At 55.6% G+C, this 22,384-nt stretch carries 19 protein-coding genes and 1 pseudogene; 7 read left to right on the top strand and 13 right to left on the bottom strand.

Going from position 1 to position 22,384, the window contains the following annotated elements:
- Positions 1-4: 4 nt before the first annotated feature.
- The 7 genes from V7787_RS26965 to kdsA all read right to left on the bottom strand — a co-directional run bounded on the left by V7787_RS26965 (position 5) and on the right by kdsA (position 7,818).
- A complete protein-coding gene (locus V7787_RS26965; protein ID WP_336090321.1) occupies positions 5-1,537 on the bottom strand; it encodes a stealth conserved region 3 domain-containing protein in 1,533 nt (510 codons plus the stop codon).
- Positions 1,530-2,540 carry a galactosyltransferase-related protein gene (locus V7787_RS26960; RefSeq protein ID WP_336090320.1) on the bottom strand — a complete coding sequence of 337 codons (1,011 nt, stop codon included), beginning with the start codon at positions 2,538-2,540 and terminating at the stop codon, positions 1,530-1,532. Before V7787_RS26960 ends, V7787_RS26965 begins: the two co-directional genes overlap by 8 nt.
- Before the next feature lie 103 nt (positions 2,541-2,643).
- On the bottom strand, positions 2,644-3,729 hold the full coding sequence (locus V7787_RS26955; protein ID WP_336090318.1) for a polysaccharide biosynthesis/export family protein: 1,086 nt from the start codon (positions 3,727-3,729) through the stop codon (positions 2,644-2,646).
- Positions 3,722-4,828 carry an ABC transporter permease gene (locus V7787_RS26950; RefSeq protein WP_336090316.1) on the bottom strand — a complete coding sequence of 369 codons (1,107 nt, stop codon included), beginning with the start codon at positions 4,826-4,828 and terminating at the stop codon, positions 3,722-3,724. Before V7787_RS26950 ends, V7787_RS26955 begins: the two co-directional genes overlap by 8 nt.
- A 50-nt stretch (positions 4,829-4,878) precedes the next feature.
- Complete coding sequence (locus V7787_RS26945; protein WP_336090314.1) at positions 4,879-5,532, bottom strand: ABC transporter ATP-binding protein; 654 nt, start codon at positions 5,530-5,532, stop codon at positions 4,879-4,881.
- A gap of 12 nt (positions 5,533-5,544) precedes the next feature.
- On the bottom strand, positions 5,545-6,300 hold the full coding sequence (locus V7787_RS26940; RefSeq protein ID WP_336090312.1) for an ABC transporter permease: 756 nt from the start codon (positions 6,298-6,300) through the stop codon (positions 5,545-5,547).
- A 675-nt stretch (positions 6,301-6,975) separates the two neighbouring features.
- Positions 6,976-7,818, bottom strand: a complete 843-nt coding sequence (gene kdsA / locus V7787_RS26935; protein ID WP_336090309.1) for a 3-deoxy-8-phosphooctulonate synthase — start codon at positions 7,816-7,818, stop codon at positions 6,976-6,978.
- 333 nt (positions 7,819-8,151) lie between these two features.
- Between kdsA and pgi the strand changes: the two genes are divergently transcribed.
- A complete protein-coding gene (gene pgi, locus V7787_RS26930) occupies positions 8,152-9,816 on the top strand; it encodes a glucose-6-phosphate isomerase (RefSeq protein WP_336090307.1) in 1,665 nt (554 codons plus the stop codon).
- Between the two features lie 72 nt (positions 9,817-9,888).
- Here pgi and V7787_RS26925 read toward each other — a convergent pair whose 3' ends face one another.
- The gene (locus V7787_RS26925; protein ID WP_336090306.1) at positions 9,889-10,926 is read right to left on the bottom strand and encodes a hypothetical protein; all 1,038 of its coding nucleotides are present in this window, start codon (positions 10,924-10,926) and stop codon (positions 9,889-9,891) included.
- A gap of 440 nt (positions 10,927-11,366) precedes the next feature.
- Here V7787_RS26925 and V7787_RS26920 point away from each other — a divergent pair, with 440 nt between their 5' ends.
- Positions 11,367-12,080, top strand: coding sequence for a hypothetical protein (locus V7787_RS26920; protein WP_336090304.1), 714 nt, complete (start codon positions 11,367-11,369; stop codon positions 12,078-12,080).
- Between the two features lie 198 nt (positions 12,081-12,278).
- Here the strand turns inward: V7787_RS26920 and V7787_RS26915 are convergent, their stop codons facing one another.
- Together V7787_RS26915 and wecB are read right to left on the bottom strand one after the other, a co-directional pair.
- On the bottom strand, positions 12,279-12,554 hold the full coding sequence (locus V7787_RS26915) for a DUF3077 domain-containing protein (RefSeq protein WP_020193848.1): 276 nt from the start codon (positions 12,552-12,554) through the stop codon (positions 12,279-12,281).
- A 670-nt stretch (positions 12,555-13,224) separates the two neighbouring features.
- Positions 13,225-14,367: a non-hydrolyzing UDP-N-acetylglucosamine 2-epimerase gene (wecB, locus tag V7787_RS26910; RefSeq protein WP_064491736.1), complete on the bottom strand. Its 1,143-nt coding sequence runs from the start codon at positions 14,365-14,367 to the stop codon at positions 13,225-13,227.
- Positions 14,368-14,795: 428 nt separating this feature from the next.
- Here wecB and V7787_RS26905 point away from each other — a divergent pair, with 428 nt between their 5' ends.
- On the top strand, positions 14,796-15,131 hold the full coding sequence (locus V7787_RS26905; protein WP_020193049.1) for a ComEA family DNA-binding protein: 336 nt from the start codon (positions 14,796-14,798) through the stop codon (positions 15,129-15,131).
- Between the two features lie 36 nt (positions 15,132-15,167).
- On the opposite strand, the gene V7787_RS26900 is transcribed toward V7787_RS26905, so the two are convergent.
- Entirely contained in the window at positions 15,168-15,335 is a 168-nt protein-coding gene (locus tag V7787_RS26900; RefSeq protein WP_010952850.1) for a DUF2897 family protein, read from the bottom strand.
- A gap of 183 nt (positions 15,336-15,518) precedes the next feature.
- On the opposite strand from V7787_RS26900, the gene pyrF reads away from it, so the two are divergent.
- On the top strand, positions 15,519-16,220 hold the full coding sequence (gene pyrF, locus V7787_RS26895; RefSeq protein WP_010952851.1) for an orotidine-5'-phosphate decarboxylase: 702 nt from the start codon (positions 15,519-15,521) through the stop codon (positions 16,218-16,220).
- Positions 16,221-17,184: 964 nt separating this feature from the next.
- Here the strand turns inward: pyrF and V7787_RS26890 are convergent.
- Complete coding sequence (locus V7787_RS26890; protein ID WP_014591984.1) at positions 17,185-18,186, bottom strand: NADP-dependent oxidoreductase; 1,002 nt, start codon at positions 18,184-18,186, stop codon at positions 17,185-17,187.
- A 177-nt stretch (positions 18,187-18,363) separates the two neighbouring features.
- Between V7787_RS26890 and V7787_RS26885 the strand changes: the two genes are divergently transcribed.
- On the top strand, positions 18,364-19,125 hold the full coding sequence (locus tag V7787_RS26885) for an SDR family oxidoreductase (protein ID WP_064491201.1): 762 nt from the start codon (positions 18,364-18,366) through the stop codon (positions 19,123-19,125).
- Positions 19,126-19,268: 143 nt separating this feature from the next.
- Here the strand turns inward: V7787_RS26885 and V7787_RS26880 are convergent, their stop codons facing one another.
- Positions 19,269-20,012 (bottom strand): hypothetical protein, encoded by a 744-nt coding sequence (locus V7787_RS26880; RefSeq protein ID WP_064491200.1) that lies wholly within the window; start codon positions 20,010-20,012, stop codon positions 19,269-19,271.
- Positions 20,013-20,417: 405 nt separating this feature from the next.
- On the opposite strand from V7787_RS26880, the pseudogene V7787_RS53160 reads away from it, so the two are divergent.
- Together V7787_RS53160 and V7787_RS53155 are read left to right on the top strand one after the other, a co-directional pair.
- Positions 20,418-21,449 (top strand): annotated as a pseudogene (locus V7787_RS53160) (methyl-accepting chemotaxis protein); the annotation flags it as partial.
- Positions 21,450-21,476: 27 nt separating this feature from the next.
- Positions 21,477-22,358: a methyl-accepting chemotaxis protein gene (locus V7787_RS53155; RefSeq protein WP_442965332.1), complete on the top strand. Its 882-nt coding sequence runs from the start codon at positions 21,477-21,479 to the stop codon at positions 22,356-22,358.
- The last annotated feature ends 26 nt before the right edge of the window (positions 22,359-22,384 follow it).

Below are 22,384 nucleotides of genomic sequence, written 5' to 3'. Positions count from 1 at the left end.
CGTGCTAGTTTAGGTTGGCCATCTGGCTATGGCGTTCCCATGGTGCACTTTGGAACAAACGGTGATTGAAGAAGTTCTGAGTTTGATTTTTATAAGTTGTATCTTCGGCGCTTCCGTTGCCATCATTGAAGCATATGAGTTTATATTTGAATCGCTCTTTATTCACAACTTTTTCAATGTTCGTGGGTCGGATGATAATGCCAGGAGCATCGGCTTTCACCGCAAGGCCAGAAGCATAAGCAAAATGGTGATAAAGGAAAGAAGTCAGATTGATATCTTCCAGGCTGCGGCGTTTGGCTGCTCGCGTGGTTGAAAATGCATCTGAGTAGTGTTGCTCGATTTTTTCCAAAATAGATTTCTTTAAGCAATAGGGAACGTGCCGGTGTAGGTTCTTCGCTTGATAGCTTGGGAACAGCTTTCGCAGCAGTTTCCGAGAGTTGCTTGCTGCCACTAAGTAGTCAGGAGTTTCCTCGGTGATCTCATCATCTGCCATACCGTAGGGCTCGAAATAGGCGAGTGATCGCCCGATCTCATCAAAGAAATCAGAAGGTAGGCAAGGGTGGCCTAGTACAAAATCGTCATTCAGATATATGAAGTTCTCACTAAGTCCGGGGATTTTGTGCAAGCAGGCTTCGATGGCATGAGAGTTAAATGTTGGAAGTACACTGGTATCTGGGAAAATAGCTTCATGACTTACCCATACCACTTTTTTATCGTCGCGCAGCCATTCTGGCCTTTGGCAGTTTGAAACTATATAAATTTTGTTCAGCCAAGGGGCATATTTATTCAGAGAGCGTAATGAATAGCGAAGCTCATCGTTATTAGTGTAACGATCTGGATCGAAACCTTCCTCAGGGAAGGTTTCTGTCCACAGTTTCTGCCAGCCTATATCAGCATGGTTGACCCATGTATAGACCGCATCAATTGCTTGATAATCTTCACGCTTGGTTTTGGGAGCGTATATTTCGTCAAAACGATCAATTGGGAAACGGCGCTGCCAGGCGCGACCAGAGCGCATCGTTGCTTCGCCTGTTGGAGCTAGATCATAAAGATAGAAATGAAGAACGTGAGTTTCACCAAGAATATTGCAAAGTTCGACGACAAAATCAGGTCGCTGAGCGAGTGCGCTGCTTACCGCTTTTGCGTCAAAACGCTCGTTCACTTTGGCGGCGACGCTATAGCCACCTCCAAGGGTGTAAATAGTAACGTTTGTAGGAGTTGACTCTCGAAGGCCTGCAATGAAGCTGATCAACCCATTGAGATAGCCGCTCCACAGCACTAGGCTGTTTGGGTCAACGCCGTCCTCTGCTCCAATACCAGCGTTTAGGTACTTTCTGATGTATTCAGGTAGGCCGAGTCGATTTACCTCTAAGAGATCAACGCTGCGTACAGCAGTCTGCGGGCTGGCCTCCGTGTTTTTGATTGCTGCCGGAGGAGCACCTTTGAATACGCGTTTGCGGAACATGTCATAGAAAAACATATTCGGATCGCGAAAAAATTTTCGAAGTTTTTTGTACTTTACGGGCTTACTATTCATTTAGCAAAAATCTCAAGCGGCGTTTGAATGTATCGAATCTGTCAATATGGCCTGGCTTATTTTCGAACAAGGCTGAATATTCATCTACACTGCGTTCGGATAAGCGACAGGCTTCGATAAATTCTTCAAGTAGGCTTTTGGAAGTCTCTTGCCCCCAGTCCATGTCGTGCGTGTTAACAAAGCGAGAGAAGTTTTCCTCCCGTTTTTCCTTGTGCGCTATCACGCTTGGGCGCTCATGGTATAGATGGAAAACAAAATCTTTGTTAATTAAGGCGTCAAGGGAGAGGCGCCCAAGTGCGCGACGGAACCCAGAAGTGAATAGAGGAGAGCGTGCGCTTTTGTTGAGCATCATTTCTTTGCAGGGACGAAGCTTTCTATGGTGTTTGGCTAAACGCATCATGAAGTCAAAATCTTCAAATCCATGGCCATTGTAGGATTCGTTGAATTTTCCAACTTTTAGATAATCTTCACTCTTCATAATAGTAACCGAGGAAGGATTTGCGAGATGCAAAAATTCTTTCCTGGAGAAAGAAAAGTACTTATCTTTCAGCAGGGCTGGTGTTGTTTTCCCTCGGCACAGATCTTTTGAGCCCTTTGCAGTAAGGTACATGCAAGGTAGAAAATAGAAAGGAGCAGATCCGTCTTCTATCATGCATTTATATTTTTCTAATGGAGAGAAGTCGGGCCAAATATCGACATCCAGTAATGCAAGGAATTTGGTATCCACTGCATCATAAGCCCTGTTTCGTAGCAGTGCTGGATTGACTGCTCCTGCATAGTGCTTGTCAGCTATGAGCGTGACGTGCTTGAAGTCTTTACTTGCGTTTTTAAGCCGTCGATCGTATGCGCTGTTTTGGTCGTTTAAAGCAAAGATTAGCGCTACTCGATTGCGCTCGGCGGCCTCAGACATCCTCATGGCTTTCCGCAAGATATCCAGCGGGCGCTGTGATAAGTCCAGAGGTACGATAATTGAAATGTCATTCATCGTGGGATTGCCATTCATTCAGGTCCGTCTGATCGAAAGGTTACACTCACTGGCAGCTAGCACCTGAGGGTAGACCGCTCGGAGTGGCGCGCCTAATATGGGGCGCGCCTTACTAATACTGTTAATTAACCCCGGTCGCGCGGCCCAGAACCATTGTTTGAACAATGGGGGAAATGACCTTTTGCCACTCATAGACCGCTGCATTGGTTACATAGATAGTGTCATCTGGCTTTACGATCATTTGGCGAGCATAGAAGATTGCTGCCGGATCACGCATATTGAGTCGTAGTACAGTAGGTTTGGATTTTGCGGACTCCATTCGGAAAATGAAAACGCCTTCTGCGTTGGCGCTTCCCTCGCGCAAGCCGCCGACTGTACCAAGGGCATCCAATAAGCTGGTGTTGCGATCCGGCAAATCTTTCAGGCCTGGTGAAGCTACAGCGCCCATCGCGACAAAGCGCTGCCGGGCTCTCTCAAGAATGACTTCTGAGTTGGGGCGCAATACCATATTATTGCCCGCCAAGATCTCATCATAATTAAACTCTTGGACCTGGCTGCCGTTACGTACTGTCACAGTAACGAGATGAGGTTCAAGAACTGGCCCACCGGCTTGGTTGACTGCATCTAGAAGTGTGAGCGGGCCCTGCAAGGTACTGAATCGACCGGGTGTTTTGACCGCGCCAGCGACCAGAACCGACCCAGATAGGTCGCCTACCAACTCCACATGCGTCTGCACGTCAGTCGTTATCCCCTTCAGTTGACGACGAATGAGATTTTCAACCTGATTAAGCGTCATGCCGGCTACGTACTGTCGCCCCACGTAGGGCAGGGACATCATCCCCTGTGCATCAATGCGCGATTTCAGCTGCGTTCCGCCCGTGGCCAAGGGGGCAAACAAGGCCGATCCTTCAGGCGCCGTATCGGCAATGAGTACGTTAAGTGTATCCCCAGGCATCAAGCGAACTTCGGGCGACAAGGGCTTGGTCACGGTTGCCAGCGCTGGGGCCGGGGCGCCTCGCATATACGGAGCAATAGTCTGTGCGTTGATATCGACCAAATTATACGCATCAGTTTTGCTCTCGATTGCACCTTTGTAGGGACCGGCGCCAGAAAGCGTTCCGCCGCAGCCAGCAAGGCTCAACGATGCCAACGCCAGTGCTGCCACCTTCAGTTTTAAGGCGTGAGAGACAGACAGGGATTTAATCACGATGATCCTCGATCGAAGCCAAAATGAAGCGGGTAATGCCGTAAAGCATCAAAAGACCAAGCAAAATTGTTGCCAAGTTGTACCAACGTTCTGGGTACAGGGCGAGCTGCGGTGTATTGGGGCTCACTACTGTGACCAGCGTGCGAATTTTTTTGCTTGCCTCAATACGAGCATTGTCCACAGCGGCAACAGCGGTCTTGTAGCTCTCTTCAGCAATGCCTGCATCTAGGGTCAATTGCTGGAAGCGAGAGGCTACTACGTTCAGCTGAGAGCCCTGAGGGGAAGAAACAAGGAGGCGCTTTTCCTTCGCTAGTTGCTGTGTGATGGCTTCCACTTTTTGGCGCTGCTGGCGGATCTGAGGTGCGTCAGCGCGAAGCTTGAAGCTCATTTCTATAAGCAGTGCTTGTTCTTTAGTGTATTGACTTTCCAGGTCGGCAATGATCGTGGCGCGGCTTTGCGCTGAGTTACCGCCGTCGAGCACCTTATTTACATTCTGGAAGGTCAAAAGCTCAGTTTTGCGCTTGGCGTAATTGATTCGAGCTGTTTCAAGTTCACTTTGGGCAAACTTCATTTGCTCGCGTGCAATATTGTGGCTTACTTCGTTTACAAAGTGCTCGCTGGCTTGCAAAATGGTCCGCAGCATTTTCTCAGAAAGATCCGGAGTAAATGCCTGAACTTCAACGCGGAGTAGACCGGTGGTTTCATCGTAATGCGCTGAAACCATCCTTTGATAGTAGCTGAGCAAGTCTTCGCGTTCTGCGTCCTTGTCCAGCCAGAAGAAAACGTCGCTGCGTTGGGCAGCGTACTGTTCGATCCAATGAACTCGATCTTCGAGGAGCAGCATCATGTCCATTGACGTGATGTACTCGCGCAAGTAAAGGGTTTCTTCTCGCGAGGCTGGGTTGGTTCCGGTCAGCAACGTTGCAAGGCCAGGAACTTGGGCGGCTTGGTTGTTGCCGTCTTGACGGACTACAACCTGGGACGAGCTGACAAAACGGTCCACTGCGAACGCGGCGTAGTAGATGATTGCCAGAGCCATCGGCAGGGCGACCATGGCAATGGCTAAACCCCAGCCCTTAAATTTACCCTTACTGCTCATAATTTGCTGCATCCTTGATTGAAACAGGGTCGCTTAAGATAAAAAGTCATTTACGCGCTATACGCTCTGATGCCTTCAGTTACATCATCAAAAATTTGAATTTCACCGTCTTTTACAAGAAGTACAATGTCACAGAGTTTTTTGATTTCCGGCATAGAGTGCGAAACTAATACGACGTTTGATTTTTTTAGCTTTTCGCGGAAGACTCTCGCGCATTTGCGTTTAAATTGAGCGTCACCGACAGACATGACTTCGTCGATCAAATAGTAATCGAAGTCGAACGCCATACTTAAACCGAAAGCTACCCTTGAACGCATTCCTGAGGAATATGTCTTGATGGGCTCATCCAGCCAACTACCTATTTCCGCAAACTCTTGAACGTAGCGGATTTTCTCGCGCATTGCTTCGCCTTCAGCACCATAGACCCGGCAGACGAACTTTATGTTGTCTCTGCCGGACATGCTTCCTTGAAAGCCACCGGTCAAGCCTACAGGCCACGAGATACTACGATCGGTGACGATCGTGCCCGAATCCGGAACATCCGCGCCACCTAGTAATCGCATGAGTGTGGATTTGCCTGCGCCGTTACGCCCGATCAACCCGATATTCTTCCCGGGAGGAATCGAGAGCGACAGATTCCGAAAGATATAACGACGACCCTTCGGAGTCAGGTACGACTTAGTGACGTTTCTAAGTTCAAACACGGTAACCGGATCTCATCCATTTTTTGTGGAAATCAGGTGCAGCCTTCTCGCCCTGTAGCTACCCATCGCAATGAACAGGAGAACTATAGTGAAGCCGATGACATAACCTATCGAGATGCCATCTACCATTGCGTAATGAGGTAATACCTCTCCTCGAATCAGCTCTGTGAGATGGAGGAATGGGTTGAGAAGTAAGATAGGCATCAGCGCATGCGGAAGATACGCAGCAGGTATAAGCACGCCTGAAATGAAATAGAGAGGGAAAAATATCATCCGAATGATGAGCTTTAAACTTGGCAAGGCGTGCGTGATCAAGGCCAATAGCATGCCGAGGCTAAATGCAAAAAGTAGCCCAAGTGCTAAAGTGGCGAACCACATGAGAGGGTTTTGAACTGACATATCAAAGCCCCACCAAGCGAAGCCAAAGACAATCAAGGCATAGACAAGGCCGCTAATACAGGCTTCGACCAAGACGCGGGCCACATAGGTATCTAACGGTTTAATCTGCTTGTATCCGAATAGCGAGCGGTTTTCTCTCAAGCTGTCCATCAAGCGCAGCGCAGTATTGCGGTACAGTAAAAACGGAGCCATGCCTACTAGCACGAAAACCGGGTATTCAACCCCGGAAATAGTACGACCTCGGATCTGGCTATAGAGCAGCGAAAATATTAGTAGGTGGCAAATCGGCTCAATGAGAATCCAGACTGCACCCAGGCGGCGGTCGCCGATACGTGCGCGAGCCTCCCGCAACACGAGGGCGAAGATCACTGATTTCTGTATCTGTAGTGACGAACGAGGCTTCAAGTTGGCTACCGCAAAGCAAAGCAGCGCGCCAAGGCACGCTGGATTCATCTTCAGGAAAGGCCCGATTCCGTTAGCGGTTCGCCTGGGAATGTCCCGGAGACTTCCATTTCTGTGAGGGCGGGAGGGTAATTCGGTGAGGCGGAAGCGTCAAGAAAATTGTTATCTTGGCGTTTCAGCATAGTTATCGAAAGCGTCGAATTGGGTCTCCATGCCATGCTTCTCGGCGGCCTGCAAGCTCCGTAGGTCGGCTTTTTGGTTGGTTTCAGTAGGGGTCGCCTCATCTCCGAATCTAGCGAAAGCTGACCTTAAACGGCGTATCGTCAATTTACGCTAATGGCCACCTTATAAACTTGTAGCGGGTAAATATAGAATTGTAATTGTGCGGATGAGGTGAGGGTTGGTGGTTTTGATTTTGGTGCGCTGTCGGTGAAAGGTTGTCGTTGCTTAGAGTTTCACTGAAAACATTTGCAGTGATTAGCAGATACGCTTAGTTTTTTGCGGTGCAGTATGACTGGTATACGTGCGCTGCTTGGCGTTTTGGTGGTTGTGAGGTGCGGCGGTGGCCGGATTTCCGCATACCTATCATAGTCGACAAATATGCGGTTATCCTGAGTTGTTCTAACGGCCGGATCCCTAGGGCTAGGAAATGGTTAATTTTGGGAAGGACTTGATCAAATTGTCTAGCGCTTTTATTTGTAGCAGGAACGGCTCTAGTTTATCGAGTGGCAGGGCGCTGGGGCCGTCACATTTAGCTTGATCAGGATTTGGGTGCGCTTCTAAAAATAGGCCAGCTAAGCCTACGCTCATCCCTGCACGTGCCAAATCAACGACTTGCTCACGTCGGCCTCCAGATGCTGCGCCCGAGGGGTCTCGATTCTGTAATGCGTGAGTTACGTCAAAAATAATAGGCAAATCATCGCATGTGCGCTTCATAACACCGAAGCCAAGCATGTCTACAACCAAATTGTCGTAACCCATGCAAGAGCCACGATCGCACAGGATTAGTTGATCGTTACCAGCCTCTCTGAATTTGTGCACGATGTTTTGCATCTGGGAAGGGCTAAGGAACTGTGGTTTCTTGATATTGACAGGTTTGCCAGTCTTGGCCAGTGCGACGACAAGATCGGTCTGTCGCGCAAGGAAAGCCGGGAGCTGCAGCACATCAACCACTTCAGCAACCGGCGCTGCTTGGTAAATCTCGTGGATATCAGTGATGATTGGTACTCCAAACTCAGTCTTCACTTTTTCAAAGATGCGCAATCCTTCTTCCATCCCAGGACCGCGGAAGGAATGGATAGAGGAGCGGTTTGCTTTGTCAAAACTGGCCTTGAATACATAAGGGATGCCGAGCTTTTCTGTGACCCGGACATATTCTGCGCATGCAGTCAGGGCAAGATCTTCGGATTCGAGAACGTTAATCCCACCGAACAGTACAAAAGGAGCCGAGTTCGAGCATTCGATTTTGGGGGTGATTTTGATCATTTTTTACTCAATCCCTCAATGAGAGGAGTCCATAGGGCGGGGTTAGGGGAGGGCAGTCAACATCCGCCTGCTACCGGTGATTGGTCCGATTCTACAATTTTTTGCCAGGTTGATCAGGGTTAACAGAGGTAGGCGATTCATAGCAAGTCTGAGCGGCTCAATTCTGATCAGAGGGCTTCCGTTATCGAAAAACAGGCATTCCTCGCCCTGAAAAGCTACCGTTGTGGGCTTTCCCCTTTCACAAGCGTTCTCAACGCCTATAATGGCGCCGAATCTGTACTTGGCAATGACTGACGGGTACAAGCATCACCAAGCATCAAGGATCAATCTGCAATGGCGTTTTACCGCACACCACACGATGTCACTGCTCTGCCAACCTGGAAGGCGCTTCAGCAACACCGCGACGCGATGCAAGGGTTCAGCATGCGTGAAGCTTTCGCCATCGATGCCAAGCGTTTCGATCGGTTTTCCCTTAGCAGCTGCGGACTCTTCCTCGACTACTCGAAGAACCTGATTACAGAACAGACCCTTAATTTACTGGTCAACCTCGCCAGTGAGGTCGGCCTTCAGGATGCGATCCACTCGCTATTCAGCGGCGAGATCATTAACGCTTCCGAAGGCCGTCCTGTACTACATACTGCGCTGCGACGACCTGTAGCTGACAAGCTGTTCGTTAACGGTGCGGACATCATCCTAGAAGTACATAAGGCACTTAACCAGATTACCGAATTGGTGGGCCGTATACACAATGGCCTATGGCGTGGATATAGCGAAAAACCAATTACTGACGTGGTCAATATTGGGATTGGTGGTTCCTTCCTTGGGCCCGAGCTTGTTTCCGAAGCCTTGTTGCCCTACGCACAGCGCGGCGTGCGCTGCCATTATCTGGCAAATATCGACGGTAGCGAGTTCCACGAGCTTTCTGCCAATCTCCGCGCCGAGACCACCTTGTTTATCGTTTCCTCGAAGTCGTTCAATACGCTCGAAACGCTAAAGAATGCTGTCGCTGCTCGTACCTGGTACCTAGCGCAGGGGGGGACAGAGGTTGATCTTTATCGCCACTTTATAGCAGTTTCGAGCAACAAGGCGGCTGCAGTAGCTTTTGGTATTCGCGAGGAAAATATTTTCCCCATGTGGGATTGGGTGGGCGGGCGATACTCACTGTGGTCCGCAATTGGACTACCAATTGCCTTGGCAATCGGTACTGCTAATTTCAAGGAACTGTTGTCTGGTGCCCACGCTATGGACCAACATTTCCAAACTGCGGATTTCAACAAAAATATACCTGTATTACTCGCTTTGCTGGGCGTGTGGTATGGGAACTTCTGGGGCGCCCATAGTCATGCGATTCTACCCTATGACCATTATCTGCGGAATATCACTAAGCACTTGCAGCAACTCGATATGGAGTCTAATGGCAAGAGTGTTTTGCAAGATGGTACGGCGGTCAAGGTTGATACCGGGCCGGTCATCTGGGGGGGGGTGGGTTGCAATGGGCAACACGCTTACCATCAACTCTTGCATCAGGGCACTCAGCTGATTCCTGCTGACTTCATCGTCCCAGTAGTGAGCTTCAATCCTGTGGCCGATCATCATCAATGGTTGTACGCCAACTGTCTTTCTCAGAGCCAGGCGCTGATGCTAGGCAAAAGCCGCAGCGAAGCCGAGGCCGAGTTGCGAGAAAAAGGCTTGAATGCCTCTGATATAGAAAAGATTGCCCCTCATAAGGTTATCCCAGGCAATCGCCCTAGTAATACACTAGTGGTCGAGCGTATCAGCCCTCGGCGGTTAGGTGCACTGGTGGCGATGTACGAGCATAAGGTATTCGTACAGAGCGTGGTTTGGGGTATTAACGCTTTCGATCAGTGGGGTGTGGAATTGGGTAAAGAGCTAGGAGAGGGTGTATACCAGCGATTGATCGGCAGTCTTGATGAGCGTGCCGAAGATGGGTCAACCCAAGGGCTAATTGACTATTTCCGTGGCCGCCATCGCGGTTGAGGTCTGCGAATACAAGTCCGTGGTCACTGAACTTGAAGTAGGCTACTCTCTTGAGGGTGGCCGCTTTTATCACTAAGGATTAAGAAGTAGGAAGAGCAACTTCCCACTTCGGTCACTACTTGAGCGTATAACTTGTAGTGTCACCACCTTTCCATCTTCTAGTTCCTGTAATCCTTCGTTCTCGATAGAGTCGGCATGAATTCCCATGCTCGCGATTTGAGAGGTAAATGCTTCAGGTGACATATATTTAGATTTTACAATTTTTCCATTCTCATCAAAAAAATTTACTCCGAAGTAGTTATATGGAGTGGTGTTGGAATGCGAGTCCCAATATCCCCCCATTGTCATTGCATATCCGTTATTTAGGACTGCGAATCCTTGGTGCTTGGGTAGACCAAGTTTGTCAGAGTTCCTGTAGCCGGCGTACTCAGGTGCAAAGGTTACATCCCTGATTGAGTTGAAGTTTTTGTCTAGGATCGAATACTGGCCTCGGCTCTCTCCCAAGCTGTCCTCAGGAGTCTTAAACTTCTCGATAAACCATTTATCGTGCTTATGGTAGAAACTCTGCGCAACATTAGTGGCTACAGAATCAAGTGTTTTTGTGGTGCCGAATCCTGATGGCGAGTCGATGAGTAGAAGGCGAGCCAAGGTATTGCCAGATCGCACGTAGGCTACGTCGCCATCTAGTTCTTTAATAACTACCAAACCCTCTGAAACTGATCGTTGAGGTTCCGGGATGATATACGTCATGATTAGCTCGCCCGTTTTCCACTGGTATTTCTCAATTACGCATCTAGTAGGTCTGCCGTTGGAGTACCGAAGCAAGTAAAGAAATCCGCGCTCTTCGTCAATTTGAAAGCCTTGTGGATACGTATAGCGAGCATTGAGCCGTTCGACCGTCTCTTCATAGCTTTTTGATTTAAAGTCTAACGTTTTTAGAATGGAGAATTCAGGAGGGGTTTCCCTAGATAATTCCTCATTAAATCTTGTGATCATTTTTTTGTGTGCAGCGATCACGATCGTCTTATCTACAGGTGCTTGCGCGGAGGCACTTGAACTGACGATCAAATTTGCAGTGCAGGCCATAATTAGCCTTAGAGGCGTCGCCATATAAATATCTCCACATTGGGGCTTCGGAAGCCTGAAATATCAACTGCGGCTAATTGGGTTGCAGTTTGTTAATGTTTAAGACCCTGGTGAGGCCTCGCAGTTCACATTTTTAGTTGCTCTGTCTAATGAGGTTAACGCACTAGTCTTAACGCAAGTCCTAATCTGCTCACTTTTCTGAAATGGCTATGCTCTCCAAGCCTAATGCACTGCTGCCAATACAGGTGGAACTCGCAAAGCATCATCGCCGATGCACCATCTCGGCCGACAGCAGTCAACCCATCCCCTCGGAATCGACTCATCCGGCCCTACAATTCCAATTGCTTTCAGGCTGTCTTAAACCTCGCAATTATGGCACTCTGCCGCGGCCTCCCTCGATGGGAGGGTTGAACAGTGCCCGAGACAGGTTACCCATCTGGCCCGTCTCTCTGAACGTGAAACTGATGAAAACCTTCAATTTCAAGAAGTTGTTTATGCCTGATATTTCAGCAGACGCAGCCAGCCTTATCCATGCCATAGCCTCTGCCACTGCGGTAATCGCTGCGCTGATCGCCGCCAGTGCGATGATCATTGCCCATATGACCTCGGATGTAAAAAACCAGCAAGCCGAAGTGCCCGTTTCCCGTGGGGCGCAGGCGGTTACTGTCGTCCACGAGTCGGACGTGCAGGCCAGGCTGGAGATCGAGCAACTCATTGAGCAGAACGATGCGCTCAGGGCCGAACTGGAGCGCGAGAGGGCCGAGCGGTTGAAGCTGGAGGCCAGCCTGAAGCCCAGAGCGCTGACGCCGCAGGCGCATGATGCGTTCAAGGCATTGGCGGGCGAGCTGAAGGCTAAGACGCTGGCGCCGGTGGTGTTGCTGAATATCCACAAAGATGACAAGGAAGCCGTGCGCTTTGCCAAGGAAATCGCCGTTGCGCTGACCAAGGCGGGGGTGCAGGTTCAGATCAAGCAGCTGCCCCTGCAAAAGCACAATACCGGTACCCAGGTGGTCGTTTATGCCGGGGTGGGCGGTGACGAGCTTGAGCAGGCATTCAAGACCGCTGATTTTGCCTCGGATATCAAACGCTCGGGGCAGAGCCCGCGGGTGAAGGTGGATGATGGGGATGCAATTGCCATTTCGGCGTTTATCAGTGTTTATCCGCGCAGTGAGATTTGAGCGGCGGGTGGGGGCTGTGATCTTGTAGGCATGGGGTGGATGGCACCGGCGGTGCCGGTGTTCGCGGGCGCGCCCGCTCCCACCGAGTGTGGGGCTTGGCCAATGCAGTGGTTCGCCCTCGCCACGTCTGGCCTGATGAAGCCCATTTCTTCTGACTGCAAGCGAGGCATAGCCTCGCCTGGTCTCGCGTCATTCCCTTCAGTGGTGCCTGTTTTTCGCAATCTCGATGTCGTTCATCAGGGCTTTTGCGGTGGCCAGCAGGTAATCCGCTGCGCCCAGCATCTTGTGGTCGTCTTCCATGTCACCTTCGCGTACCAAGTGCTTGCAGTAGCCCAGCAGGACGGAGACGTGTTCATAGGCGTCATCGACGGGGATGCCGGGTTGGACGCGCAGCAGATCCAGGGTGGGGTTGCCGGCTTCGAGGAAGGTTTCGATGCCTGCGGTGAGGAGGGGGGATTGGTTGTTGTTTTTCATGGTAGTTGCTCCTGATAGGTGGAACTGCCACGCAGATCTTTCTCACGGACCAGGGCGGCAGTCGTACACGGGGTGAGAAACCGAGGGAGCTACAAAGCTCGGCCAGACCGAAGTCTGCCCGCGTACGACTGCCATGACAGGCAAGTCAGGTAGCTCGCATCAGGTTCTCACACCCGGTCACCAACATGGCGACCCGGTGACGTTATCCCTGAGACATTTCCCCGACAATTCAGCTGCTTCTGACTGGCGCGTAGGATAGTTCGCTTGGTTGCCCGAGCTGAAGAGGTGGGGCGGGGTTTCAGGAAAGTCTGACGTGCGGAATGTGCATTCCAAGGCAAATATCTACGCGGTGATTGTTGACCGTTGTTGGGGCGGGTTTACACGCGGAAGGGGGGCTGCTGGCCAGTTTTTACTGGGAGTTCAGCGGTGCTGCAGCTACCGTATTCGCGGGTGAACCCGCTCCTACGCCGAGCGGGGGTGGGCTCAGGTCGGGGTGGGGCTGCTGGCCAGTTTTTACTGGGGGTTTAGCGGGGCTGCGGATATCGTATTCGCGGGTGAACCCGCTCCTACGTCGAGCGGGGGTGGGCTCAGGTCGGGGTGGGGCTGCTGGCCAGTTTTTACTGGGGGTTTAGCGGGGCTGCGGATATCGTATTCGCGGGTGAACCCGCTCCTACATTGAGCGGTGGGGGCTGGTCCAGGTGGCCAGGGCTTCGCGTATGCGCGCGCAGGCCTTGCCATCGCCATAGGGGTTATGGGCGAAGCTCATTTCGCGATACGCCGCCTCATCGGTCAGCAAGGTACTCAACGCCCGTACAATCGATGCCACTTCGGTGCCCACCAGCTTGACCGTACCTGCCGCCACGGCTTCCGGGCGCTCGGTAGTGTCGCGCATCACCAGCACCGGTTTGCCCAGGGCCGGCGCTTCCTCCTGAATGCCACCCGAGTCGGTCAGAATCACATAGGCCCGGGTCATGAGGTAAACGAACGGCAGGTAATCCAGCGGTTCGACAAGGTGGATGTTGCTTACATCCCCCAACAGCCGGTTGACCGGCTCGCGCACGTTGGGGTTGAGGTGGACCGGGTACACCACGTCCAACTCGGGGAATTGCCGCGCAATCTGCACCAGGGCCTGGCAGATGCGCTCGAAGCCGCCACCAAAGTTCTCGCGCCGGTGGCCGGTGACCAGCAACAGCCGGCGTTCGGCTGCCAGGTAGCTGAAGTGGCTGGCGAAACGGGCCTTCAGCGCGGGGCTTTGCAGCTTTTGCTCCACCTCCAGCAAGGCGTCGATCACGGTGTTGCCGGTGGTGAAGATGTGCGCCGGGTCGGTGCCTTCGCGCAACAGGTTGTCGCGCGAGGTGGCGGTGGGCGCGAAGTGCAGCGCGGCAAGGGCCCCGGTCAGGCGCCGGTTGCCTTCTTCGGGCCAGGGTGAATACAGGTTGTTGGTGCGCAGGCCGGCCTCTACATGGGCAATGGGGATTTGCTGGTAGTAAGCCGCCAGAGTGGTGGCAAAGGTGGTGGCGGTGTCGCCGTGCACCAGCACCACGTCGGGCTTGAACGCGGCCAGCACCGGTCGGATGCCTTGCAAGATGGCAGTGGTCACACCGGTCAGGTCCTGGCCGGCTTTCATGATGTTCAAGTCGTAATCGGGGCTGATGCCGAACAGCTCCAGCACCTGGTCGAGCATTTGCCGGTGCTGGCCGGTGACGCACACGCGGGCTTCGAAGCGGCTGTCCTGGGCCAGTTGCAGGGCTAACGGGGCCATCTTGATGGCTTCTGGGCGGGTACCGAAAACAGTCAGGGTCTTGAGGGGCACGGCAGTGATCCTCTTGCTCGGGTCCTTGAAGCAGGCCGGTTTCCATTGCTCAACAATCTAGCAGGCGGGCAATGGCGTGCCAGTTTGCCGGGGGGAAGCTTACCGACTGGGGAAGGGCGGTTTACCGGGCGGGCCTTGTTCGGCGGGCGTTGTAGGAGAATGGCCGGGCAATGGTGGGCAGCGGGTATCGGACAAACGGGGATTTGGCTACAGCTACAAGGCCAGGGCCTTGTGCGTTCAGGGCCGGGCCGAGCGGGGCGTAAACGGCCACGGTTGATGGGTGGGCGAAGTTGAGCGTTTTGCTGACCGATTCGGTAACCATTCGCCGGGGGGCTTGGGTATTGTGCGGCCGGGTTACCCGCTAGGGTTGGTTGCGCAGCCGAAGGAAAGCGGTTGCTGGAAAATGACCAACCCAAGGAGTGTTGACCATGCGCAATAACGTTCTGTCGTACCTGCTGCTGCCGCTGTTCGCCAGTCTGTCGTTCTCCCTGAGCGCCGCCCCGGCCAGCACCATGGCTGTGCCCGAACCGGTGCCGGTGGTGGCCCAGGCCCAGGCACAGCAGGCGCCAAGGCTGGACTTGAACACGGCGGATGCACTCACCCTGCAAAAGGAGCTGAACGGCATTGGCAAGGCCAAGGCGGAGGCTATCGTGGCCTACCGCGAGGCCAATGGGCCGTTTGCTTCGGTGGATGAGCTGCTGGAGATAAAGGGGATAGGCAATGCGTTGCTGGAGCGCAACCGGGACAAGGTGATGGTGGAGTAAGCGGGCAGGGGCCGGGGTGATGCCCTGGCCCGGCCTTTAGCGGTCCTGCGCGTCCTTGGCATCCGCTTCGGCATTACGCTCATGTACCTTGCGCAGTTGTTCTTCGGTCAGCGGCAGTTTCTTGGCCGTGTCGCGCAGCAGCATCAACCCGCCGACAATCGAGCCGAGGGCTATGATGAGTATCAGCCAGGCATACCAGGGCATTGTCGTTCTCCTTAGATCGGGCCGTGGGCAACGGTTACATGAATTTTGAGCAATTGCCCGTTCCGTTGGTTCAATTATAGGTGCCAGGCCTTGTTGGGCCAATTCCGTGACCTGCGGGCCCCAAAGCCTGCGCCACTTCGTTTACAATGCGCGCCGTTTTCGACTTGCCAAGAGACCCTGCCCATGTCCGCCTGCCAGACGCCCCTGATCGTCGCCCTGGATTTCCCTACCCGTGAGGCCGCCCTGAAGCTGGCTGACCAGCTTGACCCTGCGCTGTGCCGGGTGAAGGTTGGCAAGGAGCTGTTCACCAGCAGCGCTTCGGGCATTGTCGAAACCCTGTGTGACAAGGGCTTCGAAGTGTTCCTGGACCTCAAGTTCCACGACATTCCCAACACCACCGCCATGGCGGTAAAGGCTGCCGCCGAGATGGGCGTGTGGATGGTCAACGTGCATTGCTCCGGTGGCCTGCGCATGATGGCGGCCTGCCGTGAAGAACTGGCCAAGCGCAGCGGCCCGCAGCCGTTGCTGATTGGCGTGACCGTGCTGACCAGCATGGAGCGTGAAGACCTGGCCGGCATTGGCCTGGATGTCGACCCCCAGGAGCAAGTGCTGCGTTTGGCGGCGCTGGCGGAAAAAGCGGGTATGGACGGTTTGGTGTGCTCGGCGCTCGAGGCCCCGGCACTGAAGGCGGCGCACCCCTCGTTGCAATTGGTGACCCCGGGCATTCGCCCGGCGGGCAGCGCGCAGGATGACCAGCGCCGTATCCTCACCCCGCGTCAGGCACTGGATGCTGGTTCGGACTACCTGGTGATCGGCCGGCCGATCAGCCAGGCTGCAGACCCTGCGCAAGCGTTGGCAGCGGTGGTGGCGGAGATCCGTGGGTAATTAACCTGCGGCTGTCCAGCAAGGGCCTGTGCCGAACCACCGATGCCTGTGTCGAACCCCTGATGTGGCTGCACCCCCGATCCGTGTGTAGGAGCGGGTTTACCCGCGAATATGGTAGCGGCGGCAACGGTGAACGGCCGGTGGAAATTGGCCGGCAGGGCTAGCCCTTTCGCGGGTGAACCCGCTCCTACGACGGGCTGTGCCGGGCCATGGAGGTGTGTCACCGCGAATACGGGGGCGGGGGCAACGGTGGACGGCCGGTGGTAATTGGCCGGCAGGCCTGGCCCTTTCGCGGGTGAACCCGCTCCTACGACGAGCTGTGTCGAGCTATCGATGTGTGTCACCGCGAACACGGTAGCTGCGGCAACGGTGAACGGCTGGTGGAAATTGGCCGGCAGGGCTGGCCCTTTCGCGGGTGAACCCGCTCCTACGACGGGCTGTGCCGAGCCTCGATGTGTGTGTCCGGGAATGCGGGGGCGGCGGCAACGGTGGACGGCCGGTGGAAATTGGTCGGCAGGGCTGGCCCTTTCGCGGGTGAACCCGCTCCTACGACGGGCTGTGCCGAGCCATCGATGTGTGTCCCCCGCGAATACGGGGGCGGGGGCAACGGTGGACGGCGGGTGGAGATTGGTCGGCAGGGCTGGCCCTTTCGCGGGTGAACCCGCTCCTACGACGGGCTGTGCCCAGCCAGCGATGTGTGTCACCGCGAATACGGTGGTGCCGGCAACGGTGGACGGCGGGTGGAGATTGGCCGGTAGGCCTGGCCCTTTCGGGCCACCGATGCCTGTGTCGAACCGCTGATGTGGCTGCGCCCCCGATCCGTGTAGGAGCGGGTTTACCCGCGAATACGGTGGCGGCGGCAACGATGGACGGCCGGTGGAAATTGGCCGGCAGGCCCGGCCCTTTCGCGGGTGAACCCGATTACAAGGGCATGTGCCGGGCCATCGGTGCCGTGCAGGGGCGTTTAAACCTTCAACACCAACTTGCCAAAATTCTCCCCGCTGAACAGCTTCAACAAGGTCTCCGGGAAGGTTTCCAGCCCTTCCACCACATCCTCTTTGCTCTTCACCTGACCACTGGCCAACCAGCCGGCAATTTCCTGCGCGGCCTTGCCGTAGTCCTTGGTGTAATCCATCACCACAAAACCTTCCATGCGCGCGCGGTTCACCAGCAGCGACAGGTAGTTGGCCGGGCCTTTCACCGCTTCTTTGTTGTTGTACTGGCTGATCGCGCCGCAAATCACGATGCGTGCCTTGAAGTTGATGCGCGTCAGCACGGCATCGAGGATGTCGCCGCCCACGTTGTCGAAGTACACGTCCACGCCTTTGGGGCATTCGCGCTTCAGGCCGGCCAGCACGTCTTCGGCCTTGTAGTCGATCACGCCATCAAAGCCCAGCTCGTCCTTCAGGTACTGGCACTTCTCGGCACCGCCGGCAATGCCGACCACGCGGCAGCCTTTGATCTTGGCAATCTGCCCGACAATGCTGCCCACCGCACCGGCCGCGCCGGAAATGACCACGGTATCGCCAGCTTTGGGTTGGCCGACCTCCAGCAGGGCAAAGTAGGCGGTCATGCCGGTCATGCCCAAGGCTGACAGGTAACGGGGCAGGGGGGCCAGCTTGGGGTCGATCTTGTGCAGGCCCTGGGGCTCGCCGGTGAAGTAGTCCTGCACACCGAGGGCGCCGCTCACGTGGTCGCCGGGCTGATAACCGGGGTGATTGGAGGCAACCACCTCACCGACGCCCAGCGCACGCATTACCTGGCCCAGGGCCACGGGCGGGATGTAGGACTTGCCTTCGTTCATCCAGCCACGCATGGCCGGATCCAGCGACAGGTACAGGTTGCGCACCAGTACCTGGCCTTCGCCGGGTTGTTCGGCGGGTACGGTCTCGAAGCTGAAGTCGTCACGGCGCACGGCGCCGACCGGGCGTTTGGCAAGCAGGAAGCGGCGGTTGGTCTGGGTCATGGCGGGTCCTTGTGGGCGGTGGAGGGCGTAAGGCGTTCAATCTACCTTGTTGATGAAGACGGTTCCTTAAAATCACTGACAAGCATGGTAGCCCAACCGTTGCTGTGATGATGCTGCCCGGCCGAGTGGTGGCTGACTATGCTCTGAACCCCACCCCAACCCTCACAGGAGCACGCGATGAGCATGACCTTTTCTGGCCAGGTAGCCCTGGTGACCGGCGCGGCTGCCGGCATCGGCCGGGCAACCGCCCTGGCGTTCGCCCACGAGGGCATGAAAGTGGTGGTGGCCGACCTCGACCCGGTCGGCGGCGAGGCCACCGTGGCGCAGATCCACGCGGCGGGCGGCGAAGCGCTGTTCATTGCCTGCGACGTGACCCGCGACGCCGAAGTGCGCCAGTTGCATGAGCGCCTGATTGCCGCATATGGCCGGCTGGACTACGCCTTCAACAACGCCGGGATCGAGATCGAGCAACACCGCCTGGCCGAAGGCAGCGAAGCGGAGTTCGATGCCATCATGGGCGTGAACGTGAAGGGCGTGTGGTTGTGCATGAAGTATCAGTTGCCCTTGTTGCTGGCCCAAGGCGGTGGGGCCATCGTCAATACCGCGTCGGTGGCGGGGCTTGGGGCAGCGCCGAAGATGAGCATCTACAGCGCCAGCAAGCATGCGGTTATCGGCCTGACCAAATCGGCGGCCATCGAGTACGCCAAGAAGGGCATCCGCGTGAACGCCGTGTGCCCGGCCGTGATCGACACCGACATGTTCCGCCGCGCCTACCAGGCCGACCCGCGCAAGGCCGAGTTCGCCGCAGCCATGCACCCGGTAGGGCGCATTGGCAAGGTCGAGGAAATCGCCAGCGCCGTGCTGTACCTGTGCAGTGACGGCGCGGCGTTTACCACCGGGCATTGCCTGACGGTGGATGGTGGGGCTACGGCGATCTGAGTGGATGCCGTGCGGGCTGCTTCGTGGGCAAGCCCGCCCCTGACAAATGCGACCACCAGGCCAAACCCTACGATGTCGCGCATGGACAGGAGGGTCGTGCCCAGGCCGTTCTGAGCAAGCCGGGCAGCCAGCCGGTCACCCGGCTAAAAGCTGACGCCTATTTTCAGGCCATACTCGTCACGGGTTTGTTCGTCCGAGTCGGTCATCAGGAACTGCCCGTCCAGTTCATAGTTGTAGCGGCTGAAGTAAAGCGAAGCGTATACCGGCACAGTACCGTGTTGGTTGAACAGCACGCTAAGTTCGGCAAAGGGGTTGGTGGTATCTTTCAAATCAACCTCTTCGTTGCTGATGCCATGTATTTTCAATTGCGAATCGCCATTGATAACCTGGCGTATGCCCGCTTCGAAACGCAAGGTGGCATTATTGAAGCGGTAATTGTACCCCGCCGCCAGTTTGGCGAACGGCGTGCGGTTGGTAAGGTCGATATCATGGCGGCTGGTATTGGGTTCCAACCGGTTCCATTTGTAACCGGCGCCCAGCAGCAGGTCGACTGAATGCCGTTCGGCCAGCGCCAACCGCCAACCCAGGTCCAGGTCGGCCTGGCCGTCCTTGAGCTTCTGGTCATGCTGTTTCGAGTACATGCCACTGGCCTCGGCCTGGTAGACAAGGCCTTGCCTGGCCGTCATCTTGTTGCCGAAGTTGATGAATAAGCCACCTTCGGGCATATCTTCGGTTTCATTATTACGGCCGTTGAGTTCCAGTTGGGTGTAGCTCCCTTGTAGGCCAAGGGTGAACAACGGGGCGGTGGAAGTTTCGGCATAGCCAACGGTTGGCACAGTAAACAGCAGCAACGGGGTGACCACAGCAGTAAACATGGCTGTTTTCATTGCAAACTCCAGGGTGCACTGCAGGTCCGGAGAACGGGCCAGTTACCGATCACGATAGCGACGTTTTTATTGTGTGCAGGGGTGTTTAAAAAAATTTCAATACCCCACTTTTGGCGCAAATTTAATGGCGTCAATAGTGTTCGATAAAGTGTGGATTGGAATAAATGAATGTTTCACTTGCGTCGATTTAATATGGGCAGGTGCCGTCGCAGGTTGAGGGACGGGCTATCATTGATGGCCTAGTGATATCTTTTACAGCTGGCACTGAAAGCGACCCTTTTGCAGCCAAAAACGACAAGACATAGCTATTTGACACTATTCTGACGCCAGGCCCTTGTTCATTGGCAGATAACGTTGCCACCCTTAGCCTTCGGGATAACCTCACTGGCTGAAAGGGGATCGGTGATGGGCACGAGCAAGCACGGTGTGCTGGCCAACCTGGGCATGGCCCGCAAACTTGGCCTGGGCTTTGCCTTGGTGCTGCTGCTGACGCTGGCGGTGGCGGCTATCGGCGTCGTGGCGTTGCAAAGCGTTGGCCAGCGCTTCGACAGCTTGCGTCAGCTGGCCCAGTTCAATACCGACTTGCTGCGCTTGCGCGAGCATGAGCAGGCGTTTGCCCTGCGCTCCGACATGCAGCAGGCCGACGCTTTGCGTGGCGGCCTGCAGGGTTTGGTCGAACGCGCCCGGGGCCTGCCGGCGTTGGCGGCGGCGCAAACCGATCTCGCCGCCTATGGCCAGGCATTCGAAGCCTTTGTCGAGGCCGTGCAAGCCAAGGAGCTGGCGCTGGACATGGCCAGCTGGTCGGTGTCCAACGTGTCCAACAACCTTGATGTGCTGCAGGCCGGCCTAGCCGATGACGGCGTGTACACCCTCAAGCAGTCCCAGGGCCAGCAGGGTGGCGAGTTTCTTGAGCAAGCCGCGCAGGTGGCCCAGGTGTCGCGGCTGATGCTGCAGGCCATGGACGAAGCACGGGTACGCCTGGAAAAAAGCCGCAAGGGCGAGGAGGGTGTGAGCCAGGAGCGTATTGCCCAGGCGGTGGAGGCCGCTGGCCTGGTCAGCCAGTTGCAAGGCGCGGTTGGCGATGCCGGTTACCAGAGTGTGTTGGGCGAAGTGGCGGGGCACATTGGCAGTTTCTCGGAAAAACTCAACGAATACACCGACCAGCTGGCCCGCGAGCAGGGGCTTAAGGCGCAGTTGCAAGCCAGCGCCGAGCGGGTTACCGGGCGTGTCGACCAAGCCTATCTTGGGCAGGAGCAGGCCCTGCAAGGCGAGCTGCAGCGCAATGCCATCGCCATCGGCCTGGCCACGGCGCTGGCGTTGCTTGTCGGCGTGTTGGCGGCCTGGCTGATTACCCGCGCTGTGGTCGGCCCGTTGAAGCATGTGATCGCCCGCGCCCAGCGCATTGCGGCGGGTGAACTGGGCTTCGACGCCCAGGCGCCGCGCCGGGATGAGGTGGGGCAACTGATGCAGGCCATGCAGCAGATGGCGGCGGGGCTCTCGAGCATTGTCAGTGGCTTGCAGCAGGGTATCGAACAATTGGCCGGCAGCGCCCAGGCGTTGTCGACGGTGACTGAGCAGACCAACCGCGAGGTGGGCAGCCAGAAGGAGGAAACCGAACAGGTGGCGACCGCCATGCAGCAGATGACTGCCACCGTGCACGATGTGGCGCGCAATGCCGAGGAGGCGGCGCAGGCGGCCCAGGCCGCGGACGAGAAGGTCGACACCGGCCAGCAGGTGGTGCGCCAGAGCATGCAGCGCATCGAGCAGCTGGCGTCGGCGGCAGAAGCTGCCAGCGCCGGCATCGACAGCCTCAGTGCCGAAATCCACACCATCGGTGACGTGCTGGAAGTGATCAAGAGCGTGGCCGAGCAAACCAACCTGCTGGCGCTGAATGCCGCCATCGAGGCTGCCCGCGCCGGCGAGCAGGGGCGCGGCTTTGCCGTGGTGGCCGATGAAGTGCGCGCGCTGGCGCGGCGTACCCGGCAATCCACCGAGCAGATCGAGACCTTGGTGGCCAGCCTGCGCGGCAATGCCCAACAGTCAGTGGCGCAGATCCGCGGCAGTACCGAGCTGGTGCGGCTGGCCGTGGCCGATGCACTGCAGACCGAGAGTGCGCTGGGCAGCATTGCCGCAGCGGTGTCATTGATTCAGCAGATGAACCAGCAGATTGCCGCAGCCGCCGAGCAGCAGAGTTCGGTGGCGGAAGAGATCAGCCGCAGTGTCACGCAGATTCGCGGCAGTGCGGACCAGGCGGCATTGGCGATGCAGGACAATGCCCGGTCCAGTGTCGAGCTGGCGCAGCTGGGCACCGATTTGAAGGGCATGGTGGGGCATTTCAGGTTGTAATCTCGTTGCCAGGGGCGGCCCATTCG

The sequence above is a fragment of the Pseudomonas sp. CGJS7 genome (genome assembly GCF_036961695.1).
Note: the sequence above shows the minus strand (reverse complement) of the source record. Positions and strands in the feature narration are given on the sequence as shown.